The sequence below is a fragment of the Ciceribacter ferrooxidans genome (genome assembly GCF_004137355.1).
Taxonomy (GTDB): Bacteria; Pseudomonadota; Alphaproteobacteria; order Rhizobiales; family Rhizobiaceae; genus Allorhizobium; species Allorhizobium ferrooxidans.
In genome coordinates, this window is sequence record NZ_SDVB01000170.1 from 251,807 (window position 1) to 273,448 (window position 21,642).

Annotated in this window: 20 protein-coding genes; 3 read left to right on the top strand and 17 right to left on the bottom strand. The window is 63.6% G+C overall.

Translation table 11 applies throughout. The annotated features are described in order from the left end of the window. Positions 1–55: 55 nt before the first annotated feature. Positions 56–406, bottom strand: coding sequence for a preprotein translocase subunit YajC (yajC, locus tag EUU22_RS05600; RefSeq protein WP_129331068.1), 351 nt, complete (start codon positions 404–406; stop codon positions 56–58). Between the two features lie 215 nt (positions 407–621). On the opposite strand from yajC, the gene EUU22_RS05605 reads away from it, so the two are divergent. Further along, positions 622–1,494: an ATP-binding protein gene (locus EUU22_RS05605; RefSeq protein ID WP_129331069.1), complete on the top strand. Its 873-nt coding sequence runs from the start codon at positions 622–624 to the stop codon at positions 1,492–1,494. 58 nt (positions 1,495–1,552) lie between these two features. On the opposite strand, the gene EUU22_RS05610 is transcribed toward EUU22_RS05605, so the two are convergent. The 14 genes from EUU22_RS05610 to EUU22_RS05675 all read right to left on the bottom strand — a co-directional run bounded on the left by EUU22_RS05610 (position 1,553) and on the right by EUU22_RS05675 (position 17,609). Next, positions 1,553–3,067 (bottom strand): peptidoglycan DD-metalloendopeptidase family protein, encoded by a 1,515-nt coding sequence (locus EUU22_RS05610; RefSeq protein WP_129331070.1) that lies wholly within the window; start codon positions 3,065–3,067, stop codon positions 1,553–1,555. Between the two features lie 130 nt (positions 3,068–3,197). After that, on the bottom strand, positions 3,198–3,839 hold the full coding sequence (locus EUU22_RS05615) for a protein-L-isoaspartate(D-aspartate) O-methyltransferase (RefSeq protein ID WP_439329125.1): 642 nt from the start codon (positions 3,837–3,839) through the stop codon (positions 3,198–3,200). 8 nt (positions 3,840–3,847) lie between these two features. Continuing rightward, the gene (gene surE, locus EUU22_RS05620; protein WP_129331072.1) at positions 3,848–4,624 is read right to left on the bottom strand and encodes a 5'/3'-nucleotidase SurE; all 777 of its coding nucleotides are present in this window, start codon (positions 4,622–4,624) and stop codon (positions 3,848–3,850) included. 15 nt (positions 4,625–4,639) lie between these two features. Next, positions 4,640–5,923: a serine--tRNA ligase gene (serS, locus tag EUU22_RS05625; RefSeq protein ID WP_129331073.1), complete on the bottom strand. Its 1,284-nt coding sequence runs from the start codon at positions 5,921–5,923 to the stop codon at positions 4,640–4,642. 108 nt (positions 5,924–6,031) lie between these two features. Further along, entirely contained in the window at positions 6,032–6,850 is an 819-nt protein-coding gene (gene tatC, locus EUU22_RS05630) for a twin-arginine translocase subunit TatC (protein ID WP_129331074.1), read from the bottom strand. After that, positions 6,847–7,464, bottom strand: a complete 618-nt coding sequence (tatB, locus tag EUU22_RS05635; RefSeq protein WP_129331075.1) for a Sec-independent protein translocase protein TatB — start codon at positions 7,462–7,464, stop codon at positions 6,847–6,849. The genes tatC and tatB overlap by 4 nt, the downstream gene beginning before the upstream one ends. A gap of 64 nt (positions 7,465–7,528) precedes the next feature. Beyond that, entirely contained in the window at positions 7,529–7,723 is a 195-nt protein-coding gene (locus tag EUU22_RS05640) for a twin-arginine translocase TatA/TatE family subunit (protein WP_129331076.1), read from the bottom strand. 41 nt (positions 7,724–7,764) lie between these two features. Beyond that, on the bottom strand, positions 7,765–8,868 hold the full coding sequence (locus tag EUU22_RS05645; protein WP_129331077.1) for an ABC transporter ATP-binding protein: 1,104 nt from the start codon (positions 8,866–8,868) through the stop codon (positions 7,765–7,767). A 94-nt stretch (positions 8,869–8,962) separates the two neighbouring features. Next, positions 8,963–9,685 (bottom strand): SMC-Scp complex subunit ScpB, encoded by a 723-nt coding sequence (gene scpB, locus EUU22_RS05650; RefSeq protein ID WP_129331078.1) that lies wholly within the window; start codon positions 9,683–9,685, stop codon positions 8,963–8,965. Positions 9,686–9,690: 5 nt separating this feature from the next. Beyond that, entirely contained in the window at positions 9,691–10,488 is a 798-nt protein-coding gene (locus EUU22_RS05655; RefSeq protein WP_245484929.1) for a segregation and condensation protein A, read from the bottom strand. Positions 10,489–10,559: 71 nt separating this feature from the next. Continuing rightward, complete coding sequence (gene nagZ / locus EUU22_RS05660) at positions 10,560–11,576, bottom strand: beta-N-acetylhexosaminidase (RefSeq protein ID WP_129331080.1); 1,017 nt, start codon at positions 11,574–11,576, stop codon at positions 10,560–10,562. 118 nt (positions 11,577–11,694) lie between these two features. After that, positions 11,695–14,499 carry an SPOR domain-containing protein gene (locus EUU22_RS05665; RefSeq protein WP_129331081.1) on the bottom strand — a complete coding sequence of 935 codons (2,805 nt, stop codon included), beginning with the start codon at positions 14,497–14,499 and terminating at the stop codon, positions 11,695–11,697. A 67-nt stretch (positions 14,500–14,566) separates the two neighbouring features. Continuing rightward, on the bottom strand, positions 14,567–16,327 hold the full coding sequence (gene argS / locus EUU22_RS05670; RefSeq protein ID WP_129331082.1) for an arginine--tRNA ligase: 1,761 nt from the start codon (positions 16,325–16,327) through the stop codon (positions 14,567–14,569). A gap of 64 nt (positions 16,328–16,391) precedes the next feature. Beyond that, on the bottom strand, positions 16,392–17,609 hold the full coding sequence (locus tag EUU22_RS05675; RefSeq protein WP_129331083.1) for a deoxyguanosinetriphosphate triphosphohydrolase: 1,218 nt from the start codon (positions 17,607–17,609) through the stop codon (positions 16,392–16,394). A 189-nt stretch (positions 17,610–17,798) separates the two neighbouring features. Here EUU22_RS05675 and erpA point away from each other — a divergent pair, with 189 nt between their 5' ends. After that, positions 17,799–18,131, top strand: coding sequence for an iron-sulfur cluster insertion protein ErpA (gene erpA / locus EUU22_RS05680; RefSeq protein ID WP_129331084.1), 333 nt, complete (start codon positions 17,799–17,801; stop codon positions 18,129–18,131). A gap of 96 nt (positions 18,132–18,227) precedes the next feature. After that, complete coding sequence (gene xth, locus EUU22_RS05685; protein ID WP_129331085.1) at positions 18,228–19,022, top strand: exodeoxyribonuclease III; 795 nt, start codon at positions 18,228–18,230, stop codon at positions 19,020–19,022. Positions 19,023–19,031: 9 nt separating this feature from the next. Here xth and exoR read toward each other — a convergent pair whose 3' ends face one another. After that, positions 19,032–19,829 carry an exopolysaccharide production regulator ExoR gene (gene exoR / locus EUU22_RS05690; protein ID WP_129331086.1) on the bottom strand — a complete coding sequence of 266 codons (798 nt, stop codon included), beginning with the start codon at positions 19,827–19,829 and terminating at the stop codon, positions 19,032–19,034. A 538-nt stretch (positions 19,830–20,367) separates the two neighbouring features. Continuing rightward, the gene (locus tag EUU22_RS05700) at positions 20,368–21,525 is read right to left on the bottom strand and encodes an OmpP1/FadL family transporter (protein WP_129331088.1); all 1,158 of its coding nucleotides are present in this window, start codon (positions 21,523–21,525) and stop codon (positions 20,368–20,370) included. Between the last annotated feature and the right edge of the window lie 117 nt (positions 21,526–21,642).

Sequence of the window (21,642 nt, forward strand, 5' to 3'; positions counted from 1 at the left end):
TCGAAATCAGGTTATGACAGCCGACGGTTCGGCGCGAGGCGCCGCCCGCAAACGATCAGGAAGCGGCGTCGGCCTTGACGGGCTCGCCCTTCACGCGGACTTCCGCGACGTAGGCGCGCAGGACGCGGACCTTCACACCATCGCCGATCTCGACATCCAGTTCCTTGTCGTCAATGACCTTGGCGACCTTGCCGACGATGCCGCCGCCGAGCACGACCTGGTCACCGCGACGGATCGAGGAAAGCGTTTCCTCCCGCTTCTTCATCTGCTGGCGCTGCGGCCGGATCAGAAAGAAGTACCAGACGACCATCAGCGGCGCGAAAAGGAAGAGCATTTCGAGACCGGAGCCGAAGCCGGTTGCGCCCTGGGCTGCTGCGTCCTGCGCGAATGCCTGCGTAATGAACATGGAAAAGAACTCCCTAGACAACAAGGCTTGCCGGCAGCCGCTGCTGCCGCTTCAGGTCGCCGGAATATAGTGGCGAGCCAAGCGATTGCAACAGAAACAGCGGCCGTGCGTACCGATTCAAGGCGTCTTACCCTTTCGTGCTGCAAAAGGCCATGCTACCGCCCGGAAAAAGCGGACAAAGCCGCAGGCGTCTTCACCTTCGCGAGGAAACAGTCATGGCCGAGGAACTCAACCTCCTGATCCTGGACGAACTGCGCCGGCTGACCGTCGCCGTGGAGCGGCTGGCCGGCCCCGCTCCTGCCGAGAACGACTGGGAAGTCGCCGACTGTTTCGTCTGGGTGCCACCACGCGGCCATCTGCAACCGGTCCCGCGCCCCAATCGCGTGGCGCTGTCGCTCATCCGCGGCGTCGATCACGTCCGCGACATCCTGCATGAAAACACGCTACGCTTCGCGGATGGCTTTCCCGCCAACAACGTCCTGCTTTGGGGCGCCCGCGGCATGGGCAAGTCGTCGCTGGTCAAGGCCGTGCACGCCGACGTGAAGGCCGCGACCGGAGTCTCGCTGAAGCTCGTCGAGGTGCACCGCGAGGACATTTCCTCGCTGCCCGTCCTCCTCGACATCCTCAAGACGGCGCCCCACCGGGTGATCGTCTTCTGCGATGACCTCTCCTTCGATCACGACGACACCGCCTACAAGTCGCTGAAGGCTGCCCTCGACGGCGGCATCGAAGGCCGGCCCGACAACGTGCTCTTCTACGCGACGTCCAACCGTCGCCACCTGCTGCCGCGCCATATGATGGAGAACGAGCAGTCTACCGCCATCAATCCCTCCGAGGCGGTCGAAGAAAAGGTCTCGCTTTCCGACCGCTTCGGCCTCTGGCTCGGTTTCCACAAATGCAGCCAGGACGACTATCTGACAATGATCGATGGATATGCGGAGCATTTCCGCCTGCCGCTCGACCGCGAGACGCTGCATGCCGAGGCCCTTGAATGGGCAACCACCCGGGGCGGCCGCTCCGGCCGGGTGGCCTGGCAGTACATCCAGGACCTCGCCGGCCGCCTGCGGATCACCATGGACCGCGGCTGACAAACGAAAAAAGGTCCGGAGGACCGGACCTTTTCTACGCTCTCCTGGTGCGCAATACCTATTCCAGGAAAGTCATCGGGTTGACCGGGGTCGCATCCTTGCGGACCTCGAAGTGCAGTGACGGGCGCTTGGCGCTGCCGCTCATGCCGGACGTGGCGAGCTGCTGGCCGCGCTGGACCTTCTGCCCGCGCTGGACCTTCAGCGCGTCAGCGTGGCCGTAGACCGTGACGGTGCCGTCGTCATGGCGGACGAGAACCGTGTTGCCCAGTTCCTTGAGACCGTTGCCGGCATAGATGACCACGCCGTTTTCCGCGGCCTTGACCGGTGTGCCGGCCGGGACCGAGATATCGATCCCGTCGTTGCGCTTGCCGTCGACGTTCGCGCCGTAGCCGGCGACGACCGCTCCCGTGACCGGCCAGCGGTATTTGCCAATTCCGGTGGTCTCCGGCGCCTCGTCCTTGGTCGTTGCGGAGGCAACCTCACCGACGGACTGGGTGGCGGCGGGCGGTTGATAGGCGGCCGGTGTCGCCTTCTTCTCGCCAGCGGACGGGATAGAAGCCGTCTTCAGAGACGCATCGGACGGCTTGACGGCGGCGACCTTCGTCGCCGCGACCGGCGTAGCTCCTGCAGCCGGGATCGTCAGCGCCTGACCGATGCGGATATTGGCCGACGAGAGGCCGTTCGCGGCCTTGAGGACGTCGATCGGCGTGCCGGTCGCCTTGGCGATCTTGGTGAGCGTATCGCCCGGCTTGACGACGTAGCTGCCGCCCTGCCCGGCTCCCGCAACGTTCTTGCCGGTGGCCCCTGCCTGCTGAACCTGAGACTTCTCCCGACCGCCGGGCGCATTCGGCAGAACAGCAACCTTCTGCTCCTGCTGAGGCAGTTGCGCCGGCGTATTACCCTTCACGGGCAGCGAGGCAACGTCAGCGGAGGCACGTGCCGCATTTCCACCGAGGCGCGGGATGATCATCAACTGCCCGGGGGCGGCGTCGGATGCCTGGCTGAGGCCGTTCGCTTTCAGGATCGCAGCTTCCGGCACACCGAAGCGCTTGGAGAGCGTGGCGACCGTCTCACCGGGCCGGAGAGTGACGCGGGATTCGTTTGCGGTCGCCCAGTTGCCGGCCGGCGGATTACTGCCGGTGGCGAGATCGTCGGTCTTCTGTGCGGCCGGGAAAGGCTGCGCCATCGCCTGCTGCCGTCCGGCATCAGCCGTCGGGGCGGCAAGTTCCGAACGTTGCACGGCGGCCGGAGAACTCGCCATGCGGGCGACCGAGCCGGAGGCGGCAGGCTGCGCCGGATAGGGCTGGCTCAGCGCCTGCTGGCGGGTATTGTAGTCCTGCGAGTAGGACGGCTGCGCTCCGGTAACGTCGGCACTCGGCGTCGGATGCCCGTCAATACCGACCCCACCGTCGCCCCGCTGCGGGATCGAGGCGGTGGTCATCGTGTCCTGGGAGAAGATGGAACTGAAGCGGGTCGCGTCGGAACTGCATCCGGCAGCGACACTCGCCAACAGCATCGCACCTGCGATCCGGACGATAGGCAGTTCGGTTTTCAGCGACGAATTCTCACGCATAACTCGACCCACAAAATACTCAACTGGATGTGGGATGATTAAAGCGCGTTAGTGTTACCGCCCGGTTAACTGGCGGGAATCGCAGTGAACTATTTGGAAGCGGCGCCCGTTTCAGCAGCGCTCACGCCCCTCAGAGATAGGAGGCGACCTTAGGTACGAGCGGCAGGTACGGCACTTCGAAGAGGTCCTCGCGCTCGAAACGACTGCCGGTCTTCGTCAGCCGTACCATCACGCAGGCCTCCTCCGACACCATCAGCGGCGCCAGAAAGACCCCGCCCGAAACCAGTTGCTCGGCATAGAAGCGCGGCATCGCCTGGAATGCCGCAGTCGAAAGGATGCGATCGAACGTCCCTTCGCCGGGCAAGCCGTTGCTGCCATCGGACTGGCGCAGGACAACATTGCGAATGCCGAGCTTTTCGAGCCGGCGTTGCGCGCTGCCGATCAAAGTCTTGTAACGGTCGATCGAGACGACGCGCTCGGTGAGCCTGCCCAGCACTGCCGCCATGAAGCCGCTGCCCGTGCCGATGTCCAGCACCCGCTGTCCCGGCTTGACGTTCAGCCGGTCGAGCAGGCGCAGTGCGAGATCGGCACCCTCCATGAACGCGCCGCACTCGATCGGAATGGTGCGGCTGGAATAGGCCTGGTCGGCAAACTGCGGCGGCACGAATGCGGAGCGCGGGGTCTGTTCGACGGCGGTCAGGAGATCGAGATCGGAAATCCCCTCGGCGCGAAGGCGCAGAACCAGCGCGGCAAAGCCTTCCTTTTCGACCATGGCCGACTTCAATCGCTCACCCCGTATCCAAGCGCCTGCGCGACGCGGTCCTGGGCGCCGTAATCAGTCAGGTCGAGCTTGAGCGGCGTGACCGAAATCTTGTGGTTCTTGACGGCGTGGATATCCGTGCCGTCACGGAAATGCCCCTGGCGCTCGCCGAAGCGCAGCCAGTAATATGGAAAACCGCGACCGTCCGAACGCTGCTCGACAGTCAGTCCGAAATCGAGCTTGCCCTGCGATGTGACCGAAATCCCCTGCACGTCTTTCGGCGCGCAGTTCGGGAAATTGACGTTGAGCAGTGTGTCCGGCGTCATCTCGACCGTCATCAGCCTGCGGATGAGATCAGGCGCGAGCGTTTCCGCCGTTTCCCACGGAATGTAGCGCGGCTCCTCGGGCGTATAGGTGTAGCTCTGGCTGAGCGCGATCGAGCGCACGCCCTGAAGCGCGCCTTCGATGGCGCCGGCAACGGTGCCGGAATAGGTTACGTCGTCGGCAAGGTTCGACCCTGCATTGACGCCCGAGAGTACGAGGTCCGGTTTGCCGTCCATCACCTCGCGGATGCCCATGATCACGCAGTCGGTCGGCGTGCCGCGCAGCGCATACCGCTTCTCCGCGATCTTCCGCAGACGCAGCGGTTCGGAGAGCGTCAACGAATGCGCAAGGCCGCTCTGGTCCGTCTCCGGCGCGACGATCCAGACGTCGTCGGACAGCGCATGGGCGATACGCTCCAGAACCGCAAGTCCTTCGGCATGGATGCCATCGTCATTGGTGAGCAGAATGCGCATCCGAACCTCGTTCCGTCACGCGGCCTTCTCGATCCGCTTCAGCCCGCCCATGTAAGGCAGCAATGCGTCGGGGATCGTGATCGAGCCGTCTTCGTTCAGGTAGTTTTCCATGACCGCGATCAGGCAACGCCCGACGGCAACGCCCGAACCGTTCAGCGTGTGGACAAAGGTCGTTCCCTTGTCGTCCTTGCCACGGTAGCGGGCGTTCATCCGGCGCGCCTGGAAGTCGCCGCAGACCGAGCAGGAGGAGATTTCGCGATAGGTGTTCTGCCCCGGCAGCCAGACCTCTATGTCGTAGGTCTTGCGCGCGCCGAAGCCCATGTCGCCGGAGCAGAGGGTCATGGTTCGGAAGTGCAGCCCGAGGCGCTTCAACACCTCCTCGGCGCAGGCCGTCATGCGCTCGTGCTCGGCAATCGAGCTCTCGGCATCGGTTATCGAGACGAGTTCGCATTTCCAGAACTGGTGCTGGCGCAGCATCCCGCGGGTGTCACGTCCGGCGGAACCCGCTTCCGAACGGAAGGACGGGGTGAGCGCAGTGAAGCGCAGCGGCAGCTTCTCCTGCTCGAGGATCTCGCCCGAGACCAGATTGGTGAGCGTGACTTCGGCGGTCGGAATCAGCCAGCGCCCGTCCGTGGTCTTGAACAGGTCTTCGGCGAACTTCGGAAGCTGGCCTGTGCCGTACATCGCCTCGTCACGCACCATCAGCGGCGAGGAGACCTCGGTATAGCCGTGCTCGGTGGTGTGGAGATCGAGCATGAACTGGCCAAGCGCCCGCTCGAGTTTCGCAAGCTGGCCGGTCAGAACCGTGAAGCGCGCACCCGAAAGCTTGGCGGCGCGCTCGAAGTCCATGTAGCCCAGTGCTTCGCCGATCTCGTAGTGCTCTTTCGCGGCATGGTTCCAGCCGGGCTTTTCGCCGACGACGCGCTTCACCACGTTGTCATGCTCGTCCTTGCCGACCGGCACGTCGTCGAGCGGAATGTTCGGGATACGCGACAGCGCGTCGGCGAGTTCCGCCGAGACCTGCCGCTCCGCATCTTCGGCAGCCGGCATCGCATCCTTCAGATGCGCCACCTCAGCCTTCAGCTTCTCGGCAAGTTCCATGTTCTTCTGCGCCATCGCGGCACCGATCTCCTTGGAGGCGGCATTGCGGCGCGACTGCATGTCCTGCAGGCTCTGGACGACGGAGCGGCGTTTCTCGTCAAGCGCAATCAGATGTGCCGCCTGCGGTTCCGCACTGCGCTTTGCCAGCGCCGCGTCGAGAGCCTCGGCGTTTTCACGGATCCATTTGATATCAAGCATTGTCGTTCCAGATCGTGTTGTCTTGGTCGTCGGGCGAGAACGGTTCGGCGGCGGCACCAGCCGCCGCATGTCCGAAGCCGGCGACGGAAGGGCCGCTGCCGGCGCAGCTCAAACCTTGCCGGCGTCCGCGGACTCGCCCGCCTCGACCAAAGCCGTAGCGGCGCGCTTGCGCTCCACGAGTCGCGCAGCATAGATCGCTACCTCGTAGAGAAGGATCGTGGGCAGCGCAAGGCCGATCTGGGAAAGCGGATCGGGCGGCGTGAGAACGGCGGCGATGACGAAGGCGACGACCACGAAATACTTGCGCTTCGCCGCCAGCCAGGAACTTTCGAGCAGGCCGACGCGAGCAAGCAACGTCGTCACCACCGGCAACTGGAAGACGAGTCCGAAGGAGAAGACGAGCGTCATGATGAGGCTCAGATACTCCGACACCTTCGGCATCAGGGAGATCGCGATGCCGTTCTGCTCCGGCGCCTGCTGCATGGCGAGGAAGAACCACATCACCATCGGCGTGAAGAAGAAGTAGACGAGCGCGGCACCGATCAGGAAGAGGATCGGCGAGGCAATCAGGAACGGCAGAAAGGCCTGACGCTCGTTCTTGTAGAGGCCGGGAGCAACGAACTTGTAGATCTGCGCGGCGATCACCGGAAACGCGATCACCAGCGCCCCGAACATGGAGACCTTCACCTGGGTGAAAAAGAACTCCTGAGGTGCCGTATAGATGAGCTCCGCCTTGGAGACGTCGAGGCCGGCCCAGATCACCGCCCATTTGTAAGGAACCACCAGAAGATTGAAGAGGTCCTTGGCGAAGGCGAAGCATCCGATGAAGGCGACGAAGAAGGCTACGAGCGACCAGATCAACCGCGTGCGCAGTTCAATGAGGTGTTCGACGAGCGGCTGCGGCTTGTCTTCGAGATCGCCGCTCATTGGCTATCCTCTTTCTTGGCGGTACGCGGCTTGCGAGCGGCCGGCTTCGCCGCCGTCTCTACTTTCTTCGAAGCCGCTACGGTGCGCTTCGGCGCCGCCTTTGCAGGCGGTGCGGCGGCGGCTTGCTCGCCCTTGGGCTTGGCTAACCTCTTCGCGGCCGGCTTTGCCTTCTCTTGCACAGCGGAGACCGCGGGCGCGGAAAGCTCCGGCGGGACCCCCGTCACCGGCGCGGCCATTGGCGGAGCCACGGGCGTGACGGTGCTTTCGCTTGCGACAGTCTCCGGCGACGCTTCCGCCGGTTTCACATCCGGTGTGGTCGCCTTCTGCAATTCGCTCTTTATCTCGTTGCCGGCCTGCCGCAGCGGGTTGACGGCATCGCGGAGCGCATTCGCCGGGTTGAGGCTCCGGACATCGTTGACCGTCTGACGCAACTCGTCGAGCTCAGCCTCCCGCAAGGCCTCATCGAACTGCGCGCGAAACTCGCCCGCAGTCTTGCGCAACCGCGCGGTCATCTTTCCGAACGCCCTGATCATCGGCGGCAAGTCCTTCGGCCCCACCACGACGATCAGGATAACGGCGATGACCAGCAGTTCGGTCCAGCCAATATCCAGCATAAATCAGGCTCCTGAAGCCACCGACCCTTGGAAGGACCGCATGCACCCAGGCCGGGAACCGGCCTTATTTCGTTTCGTCAGCCTTGTGCTCTACGGTCTTGCTCGGCGTTTCCGGGGTATCGTCGTCGGACATGCCCTTCTTGAAGCTCTTTATGCCCTTGGCGACATCGCCCATCAGTTCCGGAATCTTGCCGCGGCCAAACAAGAGCAGCACGATCGCCAGAACGATCAGCCAGTGCCACATGCTAAAAGAACCCATTACAAACTCCCTCGGTTTTACGTTCCATCGATGTAGGATGTTTACGCATCTTTTTCAAATGCCAAAATGTCTCGCGGATCGACCCTCACGGTCACGTCCTTGAGGCCCTGCGGCAAGAGATCGGCGCGGATTCGTGCGCGAACCGGCTGCTCCCGTCCGGGAACTGCAAGCGTCAGCATCTCGACCACGCCGAGAAACCGCCGCGACATGATGCGGGCCGGGATCGGGCCGCCTTCCGGCAGCACATGCACGCCCGACAGGCGCACCGCGACGGAAACATCGCGTCCCTCCGGAATCGCGCCTGCAGAAGCGACACCGAGCGGTGTGTCCACCACCCCGTTCCTCACGACACCGGAGAACTCGTTGATCTCCGAAAAGAAGGCCGCCGCGAAGAGGTCCTTCGGCCGCCGGTAAAGATCATCCGAGGTACCGACCTGGACCAGCTTTCCGTCGCGCAGAAGGGCAATCCGATCGGCCATGCGCATGGCTTCCTCGGCGTCGTGGGTGACGACGACGGCGGTCGCCCTCGTCTCCCGCAGGATCGCCAGCGTGTCGGCACGTATCGTGTCCTTGAGGCGAGAATCGAGCCCGGAAAACGGCTCGTCCATCAAGAGCACGCCCGGCCGCGGTGCGAGCGCCCGGGCCAGCGCCACACGCTGCTGCTCGCCGCCGGAGAGGACATGCGGGTACTTGTCCGCATAGTGGGCGAGACCGACGCGCTCGAGTGCCAGCATCGCCTCGGCCCTCGCCTCGCCGGCCGGAAGCGCGGTGAGGCCGAAACGGACGTTATCGATCACGCTCATATGGGGAAACAGCGCGAAGTCCTGAAACATCAAGCCGATGCCGCGCTGCTCGGGCGGCACGAAACCCGAGGGCCCCGCCACCTCGCGCTCGTTGAGGAGCAGCCGGCCGGAGGTCTGGACCTCGATGCCTGCGGCAATGCGCAGCAGGGTCGTCTTGCCCGATCCGGAAGGACCGAGCAGGCAGAGCACCTCACCCGCTTCGGCGGCGAGCGTCACGCCGCGAATGGTTTCCTTGCCGTGATAGCTGTGACGGATGTCCTCGAAGCTCAGGCGGGCCGCGAAGGTCACACCGGCCGTGCGCCTGGCGCTGCCTCGCGGTGCGATTGCCGTGTTCGAATTCATTCCACCGTCCGAGCGGTTGCGCTCTTTGCCGTTACGGCGACCTTACGGCCGCCCGCAAATCCGGGCGCAACCCGTTGTAGTTCAAAACATGAACCTATTCGTCCGGTTCACCACCCGGAGTCAAGAGGCCGAGTTCCTCCAGATCAAGCTGCGTGATCGGATCCTCGTCCTCGGTCAGGTCGTCGCCGATCGCAGGAATGGCGATGTTGAAGTTGGCGGGTATGCGGCCGGAGAGCAGGCCCGCTCCCTTCAGCTCCTCGAGGCCGGGCAGATCGCGAAGCTCCTCGAGCCCGAAGTGATCGAGAAAATCACGCGTGGTGCCGAGCGTTACCGGCCGCCCCGGCGAACGCCGCCGTCCGCGGAAACGGACCCAACCCGCCTCCATCAGCACGTCGAGCGTTCCCTTCGACGTCTGGACGCCGCGGATCTCCTCGATCTCGGCGCGCGTCACCGGCTGGTGATAGGCAATGATCGCCAGGACTTCGAGCGCGGCGCGGGAAAGCTTCTTCGCCTCGCTTTCCTCCTTGCGGATAACAAAGGAGATATCGGCCGCGGTGCGGAAAGCCCAGTGGTCGCCGATCTGCACGAGGTTCACGCCGCGGCCGGCATATTCGACCTTCAGCGTCTGCATCAGTGCCGTCACGTTCGTGCCACGCGGCAGGCGATCCGCCAGAAACTTCTCCGAGACGGGTTCGGCGGACGCGAACACCAATGCTTCCGCGATCCTGAAGGCCTCCCGCTCGGCGCGGTCGCGTTCGGGCGTGAATTCCTCGTCGTCGCCGAGATCCAACCGCTCCTCCTGCAAGGCCTCCACCATCGCGCTTACTCCGACGATGCGAGTTCGGCGGCCCGTGGGCCGCCACGCATGTAGATCGGCGTAAAGGCGCCCTCCTGACGGATTTCGAGCCGGCCCTCGCGGACAAGCTCGAGCGAGGCCGCAAAGGCGCTCGCGATCGCCGTCACCCGTTCCTCGGGCGTCGTCGTATAGCGCAAGAGATACTGGTCGAGCGTCGTCCAGTCGCCGATCTCGCCGATCATTCGCGTCAATATGGCGCGGGCGTCGGCAAGCGACCAGACGCGCCGCCGTTCAATCGTCACCTGGGTTATCGACTGGCGCTGGCGCAACGCCGCATAGGCGGTCAACAAGTCGTAGAGTGTCGCCTCGTAGGCGGATTCGACGCGCGTCGGCACATGTTCAGGCGCACCGCGCGCATAGACGTCGCGGCCGAGACGGTTGCGGTTGATGAGGCGCGTCGCCGCTTCGCGCATCGCCTCCAGTCGCTTGAGCCGGAAGGCGAGCGTTGCCGCCATCTCCTCGCCGGAGGGACCGTCGTCCTTCGCCTGCTGCGGGATCAGGAGGCGGGATTTGAGATAGGCGAGCCAGGCCGCCATCACCAGATAGTCGGCGGCCAGCTCGATACGGATGCGGCGGGCGGTCTCGATGAATTCGAGATACTGCTCGGCGAGCGCCAGAACGGAAATCCGCGAGAGGTCGACCTTCTGGTTGCGGGCGAGATAGAGCAGCAGGTCGAGTGGGCCTTCGAAGCCCTGCACGTCGATGACCAGCGCCGGTTCACCGGACAGGCGTTCCGAGTCGGCCTCCTGCCAGAGCTTGTCCATCGGCGTGGCGGCGGACGCTCCCTGCCCTCCGGTTCGCGGGCGGTCGGCCGGGTCCTGTCCGGGGCGGCCGTTCATGCCGACGCCCTCAGACTCTCGAACTCTTCACGCAGTGCGACCTCGTCCGCCTCACCCACCGACGCCAAAGCCGCTTCGACAGCGGCGGCCCGTTCACGGGACCTGCCGGCAAGCGGCGGAACCTGCGCGGCGACCGCGCGCATTTCCTCCATCACACCGTTGCAGTGAAGGACAATGTCGCCGCCGCCGGCGACGATCGCCGCCGCGCGTTCGCCGAGCGTGCCTTTGAGCGCGTTCATCGAGGAGTCGTCGGAGATCAGCAGGCCGTCGAAGCCGATGCGGCCACGGATGACCTCGTCGATCACCTTGCGGGAGGTCGAGGCCGGATGGTCCGCATCGACCGCCGTGTAGACCACGTGGGCGCTCATCGCCATGAGCTCGTTGCGGAGCCGCCTGAACGGCGCGAAATCATGGGCTTCCAGCTCGGAAAGGGGCGTCGTCACCACCGGCAGTTCATGGTGGGAGTCCGCCATGCCGCGGCCGTGGCCGGGAATATGCTTCATGACCGGCAGTACGCCGCCGGACTTGAGCCCCGCCGCGGCCGCCTCGCCCATCTCCCCGACGGTCACCGGATCGGTTCCGTAGGCGCGATCGCCGATGACGTTGCTCGCCCCCTCCACCGGTACATCGAGCACCGGCAGGCAATCCACGTTGAGGCCGAGTCTGAGAAGATCGAAGGCATGAAGCCGCGACATCAGCCAGGCGGCGCGCAGCCCCTGGCCACGGTCGCGACGGTAGATGTCGCCGAGCACGGCGGCGGAAGGATAACGCGGGGCGATCGGCTCGCGGATGCGCTGGACGCGGCCGCCTTCCTGGTCGATCAGCACCGGCGCGTTACGGCCGCCGACCGTTTCGCGCATCTCCGCAACCAGATCCCCGATCTGCGAAGGCTCGGACAGATTGCGGGCGAAGACGATGAAGCCCCAGGGCTGTTCGTCCCGGTAGAAGGCCTTTTCGTCGGCGGTCAGCTTCAGGCCGCTGCAGCCCAGGATCATCGCTTTGTTGGTGCTCATGCCCGAATCATAAGAGGCGCAGGTGAAAAGCCGAAGCGCCACGCAAGGTCATGCACAAGAAAAATGGCGGAAACACGGGGTTTCCGCCATCTCATCATGGATTTTTCGGGTTCTGACCTTACTTCGCCACCAGGCAGGTGCCCCCGGCCGCCCTGTAACGCTCGCAAAGGGCGACGGCGTCATCCTTGCTCCCGCCTGCGATACGAACCCGATAATAGGTCCCCTTGCCGGCAATCTCCGCCTTCTTGATCTCGTAGGCACGACCGCCGATCACGCTCCCGAACTTCGCCGAGAGGTTCTTGTAGGACTTCTCGGCATCCGCTTGCGAAGGCAACGAGGCGATCTGGATGACGTAACCGCCGGCAGGCACCGCCGGGGCGGCCGCAGCGTCGGGAGAAGCCGCCGCGGTTTCGACCGGCTTCACATTGCCGCGTTCGGTGACCGTGCTCACCACGTTGACCGGCTGTTCTGCCGGGCGTGCCGTCGGGACCGGAGCGGAGACCGCCGGAGCGGCGGTCGTCTCCGCGGGTGCAGGTTCCGCGGGTGCCGCGGCCGTTTCCGCCGCAGGGGTCGCGGCGCCGGTGGCCGGCTGCGCGGTGGTCGACGCCGCAAGTTCGGCGACAGTCTGCGGCTGGTCAGCCGTATCCGAGGGTGCGGCGGGCGTAGCCGGAACCTGCCCGACGGGCTCCGTCGTCGGCGGAGCAAGCGCCGGAGCAGCCGGCGTCTGCGGAGCAACGGCGGCCTGCGGAGTCGCCGCCTCCGTCGTCGGCTGCTCGACTTCCTGCGCCACCAGCGTTCCATCCGGCCGGACGATCATCGTGCGCACCTTGCGCGGCGCGATCGTCACGGGGTCGCTGGTGCTGCCTGCGGCCTGCTGGTCCGCAGACTGATCGCTCGGCAACAGCCGCGGGTCTTCCGTTTCGCCGACCGGTGTCGGCATGGCATCGGGTTCGTTTTCACCCTCAAGCGGCAGAGTCTCCGGAATCAGCGTCTTCTGCACGACATCGACCGGCTCCTCGCTCGACGAGATCAGGCTCGGCTGCTTGGGATCGTCGACGGCGGCGCCGGCGACCCTGTCGTAGACAGCCTTGTCCTGGTTCGGCACCGTCTTGCCGCCCTTGTCCTCCGGAACCACCTTGACCGGTTCCTTGTCAGCGGCGATCACGACCGGCTCACCCGAGCCGAGGACGGACGATTCCGATCCCGTCATCCAGGCATAGAGACCACCGCCGGCCAGGAGCACCAGCACGCCGGCGGCGGAGGCAGCCAGGAGCCGGGCGCGGGAAGGCCGCGGTTCGTCGTAATCGACCTCTTCGGCGGCCGATTGAAGCGGAATGCGGTTGACGGCGCCGGCAAAACCCTTCTCGCCCTCATAGGAGCGTTTGAGGTCCTGTTCGAGTGCCTTTTCGAACGCCTCGAAATCGTCAGCGATCGCCGGCGCAGCAGCAGCCGCCGGGGCCGCAGCCGGCAGCACGGAAGCAGGTGCCGCTGCGGCGGCGGGAACGACCGCCTCGCTCAGAAGCGACGCCAGCTCCGTATCGATGTCGAGCTCGTAATCGTGGCGGGCGGCGACAGGCTCCTTGTGTTCGTGAACCGGAAGCTCCGGCACGTCCAGAACCGCGATCGTTTCGGGATTCTCATCCTGCTCGGCGATTTCCGAAAGGTCGAAGGGCAGTTCCTCGTCCTCCGGCATCGCCGGCATGACGCTGGCAGGTGCAGCAACGAAGGCCGGGACCGGGTTGGCGGCCGCAACCGTTGCCGGAGCGACCTCAGGTCTTGTGGCTTCAACCGGTGCGGGCGGCGCCACGGCGGTTGCAGACTCGCCACGAAGGCTCTCGACCTCGACAGGCTTCTCTGCTTCCGGCTCTATCTCGAGGTCTGAGAAATCGAGTTCGATGTCATCGAGATCGAGTTCGAACGCGCCATCCGCGAAGGGATCGAACACATCTTCGTCGATGGTCGCCGCGGGTGCGGCAGCCGTCGCAGCCGGTTCGGTAGCGGCCTGCGGAACGGGCCGGGACTGGTCCTCGTCGGCGGCAAGCTCGTCTGCAAAGGAGAAGGAGAAGTCAGGTTCCGCCCGCACAGCAGGTGTCGTGGACACCGGCGGGCGCTCAGGCACTGCAACGGCAGGCGCATCGTAGCCCGACGTACCGGCAGAAAACACGTCGAAGTCGGATACAGGCGACGGCTGCTCGGTCGCGTGACCGTCGGATGCAGCGCGTTCGATCGTCTGCAGCCCGGTGCCGGACATCCAGTTCGATGTTTCGACCGGGCTCAGGCGCGGCGCCTCGCCCACCGCAGCGGAGACAGGCTCTTCTCGCTCGACCGCGAACGAGGGCTCCACACGCGGGGCTGACGGCTGCGGGACATGGAAGTTGGCAAGCGGCAGCCTCAGGCGCGGCTCCGTTTCGCCTCTCGGCCAGACCGGCTCCACGGGGCTGGCGGACACCGCCATCTCAAGTTCATCGGCGAGGTCGGAGGACATCGTCTCCGCCGTTTCGGGGACAAAGGCCTGCTCGGCGTTCCGGAAGCTTTCTTCGGCCTCCGCCAACACGGCCTCGTTTGCTCCGGCCGTGTTCAGTTCGAGCTCCTCGCCCTCCTCGATCGCATCGAGAACCGGGACGGCCTCCCCGATATCCGGAGCGACGTCGACCCGCGCCATCGGCGTATCGACCTGCGGAGCGGCCGGCTGACCACGTTCGTAGTTTTCGAACTCGCGCAGCAGCTCGTCTTCCAGACTGAACGGCGGGTCGACCGGTGACACCGGCACGGCAGGGCCTTCGACGATCTGCGGTTCACGCGGCACGTCGCGAGCGGCGGGCGGCTCGAAGCCGACAATCCGGGCCAGCTCCGCCAACGGATCATCGTCAGCGAAGTCTTCACCGCCCAGTCGACTGTTGAATGCGGCTTGTTTCTGTACCATTACCTAGTTCCACTCACTAACGCGACTACACGCCATGCCAGTGCTTTGTGGGGAAATGGTGACAATACTATCGCATTTCAACCGGAGCATCAGTGCCCGTAATGGTCAGTCCGGACTTCAGAACAGAGGCGACAGCACGCACCAGCCCAAGCCTGGCGATGCTCAATTCTCGGTTTTTATCGTTAACAAATCGTAATTCCGGCTGATCCTTGCCTTTATTCCAGTGCGCATGGAAAGAACTGGCGAGATCATAGAGGTAAAACGCGACGCGATGAGGCTCCTGCGACTGTGCAGCACCTTCGATCACGCGCGGATATTCGGCAAGCTTCGCAACCAGCTGCAGTTCGGCCGGATCCTCGATCATCCCCTTCACCGCGGCCGACAGGTCGAGCCCGTCGAAGTCGAGGTCGGGGAATGCTTCCTTCGCCTGGCGGAACACCGACATGCAGCGCGCGTGAGCATACTGCACGTAGAAGACCGGATTGTCCTTCGACTGTTCCGTCACCTTGGCAAAGTCGAAGTCCAGCGGCTCGCTGTTCTTGCGGTAAAGCATCATGAAGCGGACGGAATCGCGGCCGACTTCCTCGACGACGTCGCGCAGCGTCACGAAGTCCCCGGACCGCTTGGACATCTTCACCGGCTCGCCGTCGCGGTAGAGCTTGACCAGTTGGCAAAGAAGAACGGTTAGTTTGGTCTTGCCGCCCGAAACCGCCCGCGCCACCGCTTCCAGGCGCTTGACGTAACCGCCGTGGTCGGCGCCGAGCACATAGATCATCTCGTCGTAACCGCGATCGAACTTGTCCTTGAAGTAGGCGACGTCGGCGGCGAAGTAAGTATAGCTGCCATCCGACTTCATCAGCGGCCGGTCGATGTCGTCACCGACTTCGGTGGAGCGGAAGAGCGTCTGCTCGCGGTCCTCCCAGTCCTCCGGCAACTGCCCCTTCGGCGGCGGCAGGGTTCCGCGGTAGACATGGCCCTTGAAGGTGAGATCGTTGATCGCCGTGCGGATCGCTGCCGCGCCGTTGGCGTGCAGCGTGCGCTCCGAGAAGAAGATGTCATGGTGGACGTTGAGTTCGGCGAGATCCTCCCGGATCATCGCCATCATGGCGTCGATCGCCTTGTCCTTGACGATCAGCAGCCACTGCTCTTCCGGCATGTTGTGGAGCCGGACGCCATATTCCTCCGCCAGTGCCTTGCCGACAGGAACAAGGTAATCCCCCGGATAGAGGCCGGCCGGGATCTCGCCGATGTCCTCGCCGAGCGCCTCGCGATAGCGCAGGAATACGGAGCGGGCCAGAACGTCGATCTGCGCGCCGGCGTCGTTGATATAGTATTCCTTGGCGACTTCGTAGCCGGCGAACTGCAGGAGATTGGCGAGCGCGTCACCCACGACCGCACCACGGCAGTGGCCGACATGCATCGGGCCTGTCGGATTTGCCGAGACGTATTCGACGTTCACCTTGCGACCGGAGCCGAGAACGGAGCGACCGAAGTCGGTCCCCTCGGCGATCACCGCCGAGAGCAGTCGCTGCCAGTACGTCGTCGACAGGCGGATATTGATGAAGCCGGGACCTGCGACGGAGACCTCGGAAATGTCTTCGTCTTCCTTCAGCTTGTCGCAGATGATCTCGGCAAGAGCGCGGGGATTCACCGCCAGCGGCTTGGAAAGCACCATCGCGGCATTGGTCGCTGCGTCGCCGTGGCTTGCATCGCGGGGCGGCTCGACGATAATTCGTCCGAAATCAAGCGCGGAACGCTTTTCCTTCACGATTTCCAAGGTTTCGAGCGCGTTCTTAATTCTTGTTTCGAAGTCGGCGAAAAGATTCATCTTCGTTTTCCACGCCGGAACTCTCAAGCTCCGGTTATGTACAGGGGAATTTGCTGGCCGCTGCCTAGCGTAAATCGGGAGTCCGGTCAAACAGACGGCGGTGGGCGTTGACCGCATAGGTGTCGGTCATCCCCGCCAGATAGTCGCCCACGTGACGGGCCTTGGCGGGCTGGTCGAGTCCGGCGATGTGGTCGACCCAGTAGTGGCTGCTCATCAGCGACGGATCTCGCATGTAGGCGTGGAAGAGATCGGTGACGATCTGGGCAGCGCCGGCGCGGATGCGCATGATGTCGGGATGACGGTAGATGCGGCTGAACAGCAGGCGCTTGATCTGCCGGTCGGTCTCGGCCATTCCCGCTGAGAAGGTCGCGATCACGCGGTCGGCGTGGCGAACATCCGCAGCACAGCCCGGCTTGATCTCCCGCAGACGTTCCTGCGCGACAGAGATCACGTCCTCCACCATCCGGGTGATCTGTCGGCGTGTGATCTCGTGGGTGAAACGGCTCGCCTCCAGCCGCGGATAGAGACCATGCACCTCCGCCATCAATCCTGCGAGGAAAGGCACGTCCTCCAACATTTCGAAGGTCAGGTAGCCGGAGCGCAATCCGTCGTCGATGTCGTGCGTGTTGTAGGCGATATCGTCGGCAATCGCCGCCACTTGCGCCTCGAGGCTGGCGAAGGTGTCGATTTCGAGATCGTGGAGCTCGCAATAGTCGCGGATCGGCTTCGGGACAGGCCCACGCGTCCCCTCGCCCTGCGGCGTCAGGAGCGGCCCGTTGTGTTTGACCAGGCCCTCCAGCGTCTCCCAGGTGAGGTTCAGCCCGTCGAATTCGGCGTAGCGGCGCTCGAGTTTCGTCACGATCCTCAGAGACTGCGCGTTGTGGTCGAAGCCGCCATAGGGCTTCAGCACGTCGTGAAGCGCGTCCTCGCCCGTGTGTCCGAAAGGCGTATGGCCGAAGTCGTGTACCAGCGCCACGCCCTCGGCGAGGTCTTCGTCCAGCTTGAGGGCTCTCGCCAGCGCACGGGCGATCTGGGCGACCTCGATCGTATGGGTCAATCTGGTCCTGTAGTGATCGCTGTCCGTGCCGATGAAGACCTGAGTCTTGTGCTTCAACCGTCGAAAGGCCGTCGTGTGGACGATGCGGTCGCGGTCGCGCTGAAAGTCGGAGCGCGTCGGGCTGCTCACTTCGGCAAACAGCCGCCCGCGGGACGACCAGGGGTCGGCCGCATAGACCGCCCGCTCACCGGTACCGAAACCCAACGCAGTCCTGTCGATCGTCATCGTTCGTTCCGTCTCATCCCCATTGACGCCCGTTGCTCGCCTTCATACCTATAGCAGATGATCCCGCAAGCATGAGAGCGCACGGGGAGCCGATTTGCCGGCAAAATGGCGCGGACGGACCCAGCTTCCCGCCGACTGCGGGGATCAACCACCGATTTTCCACGGGCCTTGAACCCGTCAGGAGGACAAATGAGCGAATCGACCGTCACCCTTTCCGACGCCGCGGCGAAGAGGATCGCAGCCGTGGTTGCCGCCGAACAGGACAAGCGCGCCCTGCGCGTCTCCGTCGAAGGTGGAGGCTGCTCCGGCTTCTCCTACAAGTTCGACCTGGAAGGCGCGCCGGAATCCGACGATCTCGTCATCACCAAGGACGGCGCCACGGTCGTCATCGATCCCGTTTCTCTCGTCTACATGACCGGCTCGGAGATCGACTTCGTCGACAACCTCCTCGGCCAGTCCTTCCAGATCAAGAATCCGAACGCTGTCGCCAGTTGCGGCTGCGGAACCAGCTTCTCCGTCTGAACGCCTGCGTGATCCGGAATGGAGCCATCGGCGAAAAGCCGGTGGCAAATTCCGCGCTGTCGTCTATGAAGAAGTAAAGACGAAGGGAAGCAGCCCATGAAGATCGCCACTTGGAACATCAACGGGGTGAAGGCGCGCATCGCAAATCTCTGCGAGTGGCTGAAAAGCTCTGCGCCGGACATCGTCTGTCTCCAGGAAATCAAGTCCGAAGACGCCACCTTTCCCAGACTGGAGATCGAAACACTCGGCTACCATGTCGAGACATACGGGCAGAAGGGCTTCAACGGGGTGGCCCTGCTCTCGAAGATGAAGCCGGACGAGGTCAATCGGGGGCTTCCCGATGGCGATGGCGACGAACAGTCGCGCTTCATCGAAGGCGTTTTCTCAGTCAAGGGCGGGGCGCTGCGCGTCTGCTCGCTATACCTGCCGAACGGCAATCCCCCCGACGATCCGGTAAAATATCCCTACAAACTCGCCTGGATGGAGCGTCTGAAGACGTTCGCCGAAAGCCGGCTGGCACTCGAGGAACCGCTGATCCTCGCCGGCGACTACAACGTCATCCCCGAGCCTTACGACTGCCATGACCCGTTGGTCTGGGCCGGCGACGCACTTTTCCTGCCGCAGACGCGCGAGGCGTTCCGCCGGCTCGAACATCTCGGCTTCGTCGACGCGGTGCGCGCGACGACCGACGAGACCAAACTCTATTCCTTCTGGGATTATCAGGCCGGTGCGTGGCAGAAGAACAACGGCATCCGCATCGACCATCTTCTGCTCTCGCCTGAGGCAACCGACCGCTTCCGCGCCGCGCAGATCGAAAAGCACGTGCGGACGTGGGAAAAACCCTCCGACCATGTGCCGGTCTCTGGCTGGTTCGATTTCGAGGCAGCCTGAAGGCAGCCGTTATTCCGGCTGGCGGTAGATCTCCGGAGCGAGCGCGATCGCCACACGGCGGTCGTCTTCGCTGGCGAGAGAGAAGGCCTGCTCCTGCAGATCCTGCATCCACAGACAGTCCGACGGATTGCACTTGTCCAGCGCAGCGGTCATGAAGGCGAGACCGCGGACACTCTGGCCTTCCTGGAAAATCAGGTTGCCGAACACCGCCATGGCACCGGGATGGCCGCTCTTGCGCGCCAGATTGAGCCACTTCTTGGCTTGCTGGGTGCTGGTCTTGCCGCCCTCACCCGAAAGCATCATTCTGGCAAGCTGGAACTGTGCCTCGGGGATGCCGAAGGTCGAGGCGACCTGGAAATAAAGCTGGCGCGCCTGCGTCAGATCGGTCTTGACCGGACTGCCGGGAATGCCCTTGCGATAATAGCCCGCAAGCGCAAGCAGCGCGTTGACGAAGAAGCCGGTGTCCTCCGAACCGGGCTCGACACCCTGGCTTGCGATCTCGGCGTAGATCTTGAACGCCTCAAAATCGTCCTCGACGACTCCGTCGCCGTCCGCATACATGTTCGCCAGCGCCCAGCGCGAGCCGGTATGCCCCTTCTCCGCGGCATAGCGATAGGCTTCGACAGCCTCTTGCTTCTGGCCGTTCTTGTAGGCCTTGAAGCCGAATTTGAAGAGGTCGAAGGGGCCAGACTCCTTGCTCACGCCGGCATTGATGTCGAAGGCGTGGCCCGCCGCCGTCCCGGCCAGGACGAAAAGCAGCGAGGAGAACAGCAGCTTACCCGGATATTTCCAGTCTGGCGTTTGCATGATTGCGTATTTCTTCCACATCACCACAGACGACGGTAGCCTTCGAGGCCTCGTCCGGCTCGACTTACCATGTCCGTGAAACTATTGTCCGCGACACTGGTGAACATACCGTTCACCGTCACGCCTCCTCCGGCATGCTTTGCTTTGCCAGGCACTGAGAGGTCATCGGCGACCTTCATCAAGGTAGTTTGTATTTCGGGCAAGACTGCGGCTGTGGAGGTCGCGGGCGCCAAAAAACTCAAGGCGCAATCCCTGGATACCGATCTTCTCGGCGCATCTGCAGGATTCAGAAGGTTTTCTGCGGCTACAAGGCTCATGTCTTACTCAACCGACGAACTACGCAACACCCAACTCAAGCATTCGTCACGACATCGCTGCGCTCAGTTTGTGGCGGGAAATGGACAAAATCCCCGGATCTCAGGCACCCCCGCAACGATAGGGAAAATGTTGCAGATTCATCACATTCCGCAGACCGCCACAACCATACACAACGAAAAGCCCGGACGAACCGGGCTTTTCAGCATCAGGCAATGTGTCTTCAGAAGGTGATCCGGTAGGACCCCGAGACCGCGTAGGCCCAGTCTCCGTCCGCCGTAGCGTTGTAGCTCGCACCGTCCGCCAAGGACTGGCTGCCTTCGGTCAGGTAGCTGACCGCGCCACCGAAGCGAAGCTCACCAGGGCCGGCCTTGACCGAGACGCCGGCCGCGACCGACCAAGTGTCGGAGTAGATGTCTGCACCGGTGCCGACGCCGCTGTCCCATGTGACGTTGACCGTGCCGGCGAACTGCTCGTTGAACTTGTGGGCGACGCCGGCCTGAAGCGTCCAACCGTCCTTCCAATTGTAGACGTCCTGCTGGGGCGTGTAGCCACCCGGCGCAAGCGGGTTGCCGACGCTGTAGTCGAGGGTCTGCAGAACACTCCAGTCTGTCCACTTGACCGAGCCGTAAACCAGCCAGCCGGGCGCGACACCCGTTTGCAGACTGAGCTTCAGCGACTGCGGCAGCGTGCCGCTACCGAAGGCGTCCTGCAGTCCGAAAGGCGCGATCGCCGGATCCCAATCGAACGAACCTTCGTCGGCATCGTGCTTGACCTTGGAGCGATACATCAGCTGCGCACGCATTGCATATTCCGGAATGTCGTAGGCGACGCCCAGACGATAGCCGAAAGCTGCATTATCCTCGAGCTTCAAATCGCCGCGATACGCGTTCGCGGTGTACTTAAAGTCCTGCAGGAAGACGCCGCCGAGGAAGTGGACGCGCCCCTTGCCAGCCTGCGCACTCACGTCGCAGGTCGCTCCATATTCGTTGGTGATGAAATCCTTGTGGCTGGCGCCCGCGCCGCCGCTGAGAAGGCTTGCCGTTTGAGCCTCCGGGCCATAATCCGCGTCGGCACCGAAGGGCTGTGTATACGTGAATGCGCAGCCCAAGTTTTCAGACATCTGGAACTTCGCGGCGAAGCTCGGAATCCAATAGTCGTTGCTATAGCGGTCGTCGGTGGCCGCAGCGCCGGCGATGGTGTCAAATTTGCGATGCGGAGAAACATAAATGACGCCGCCCCGCGCCACGTACGTGCCATCCTCGAACAGGATGTCCGTGTCGGCCTCGCCGCGGCTGAAGCCACCGGCATTCGCCACGGACGCCAAGGCGCCGAAGCCGACTGCGAATACGACGCCGGATTTAAAAAATTGCTTTGCCATCTCTCTCCCCACTCCAAGGCATTACGACTGCAGGCATTGTAATCACGAGCTTCGATATCACAACGTTGCCATTCGAGAGATCACAGCCGCCGGAAACCGTGAAATTTACGTAAAAAC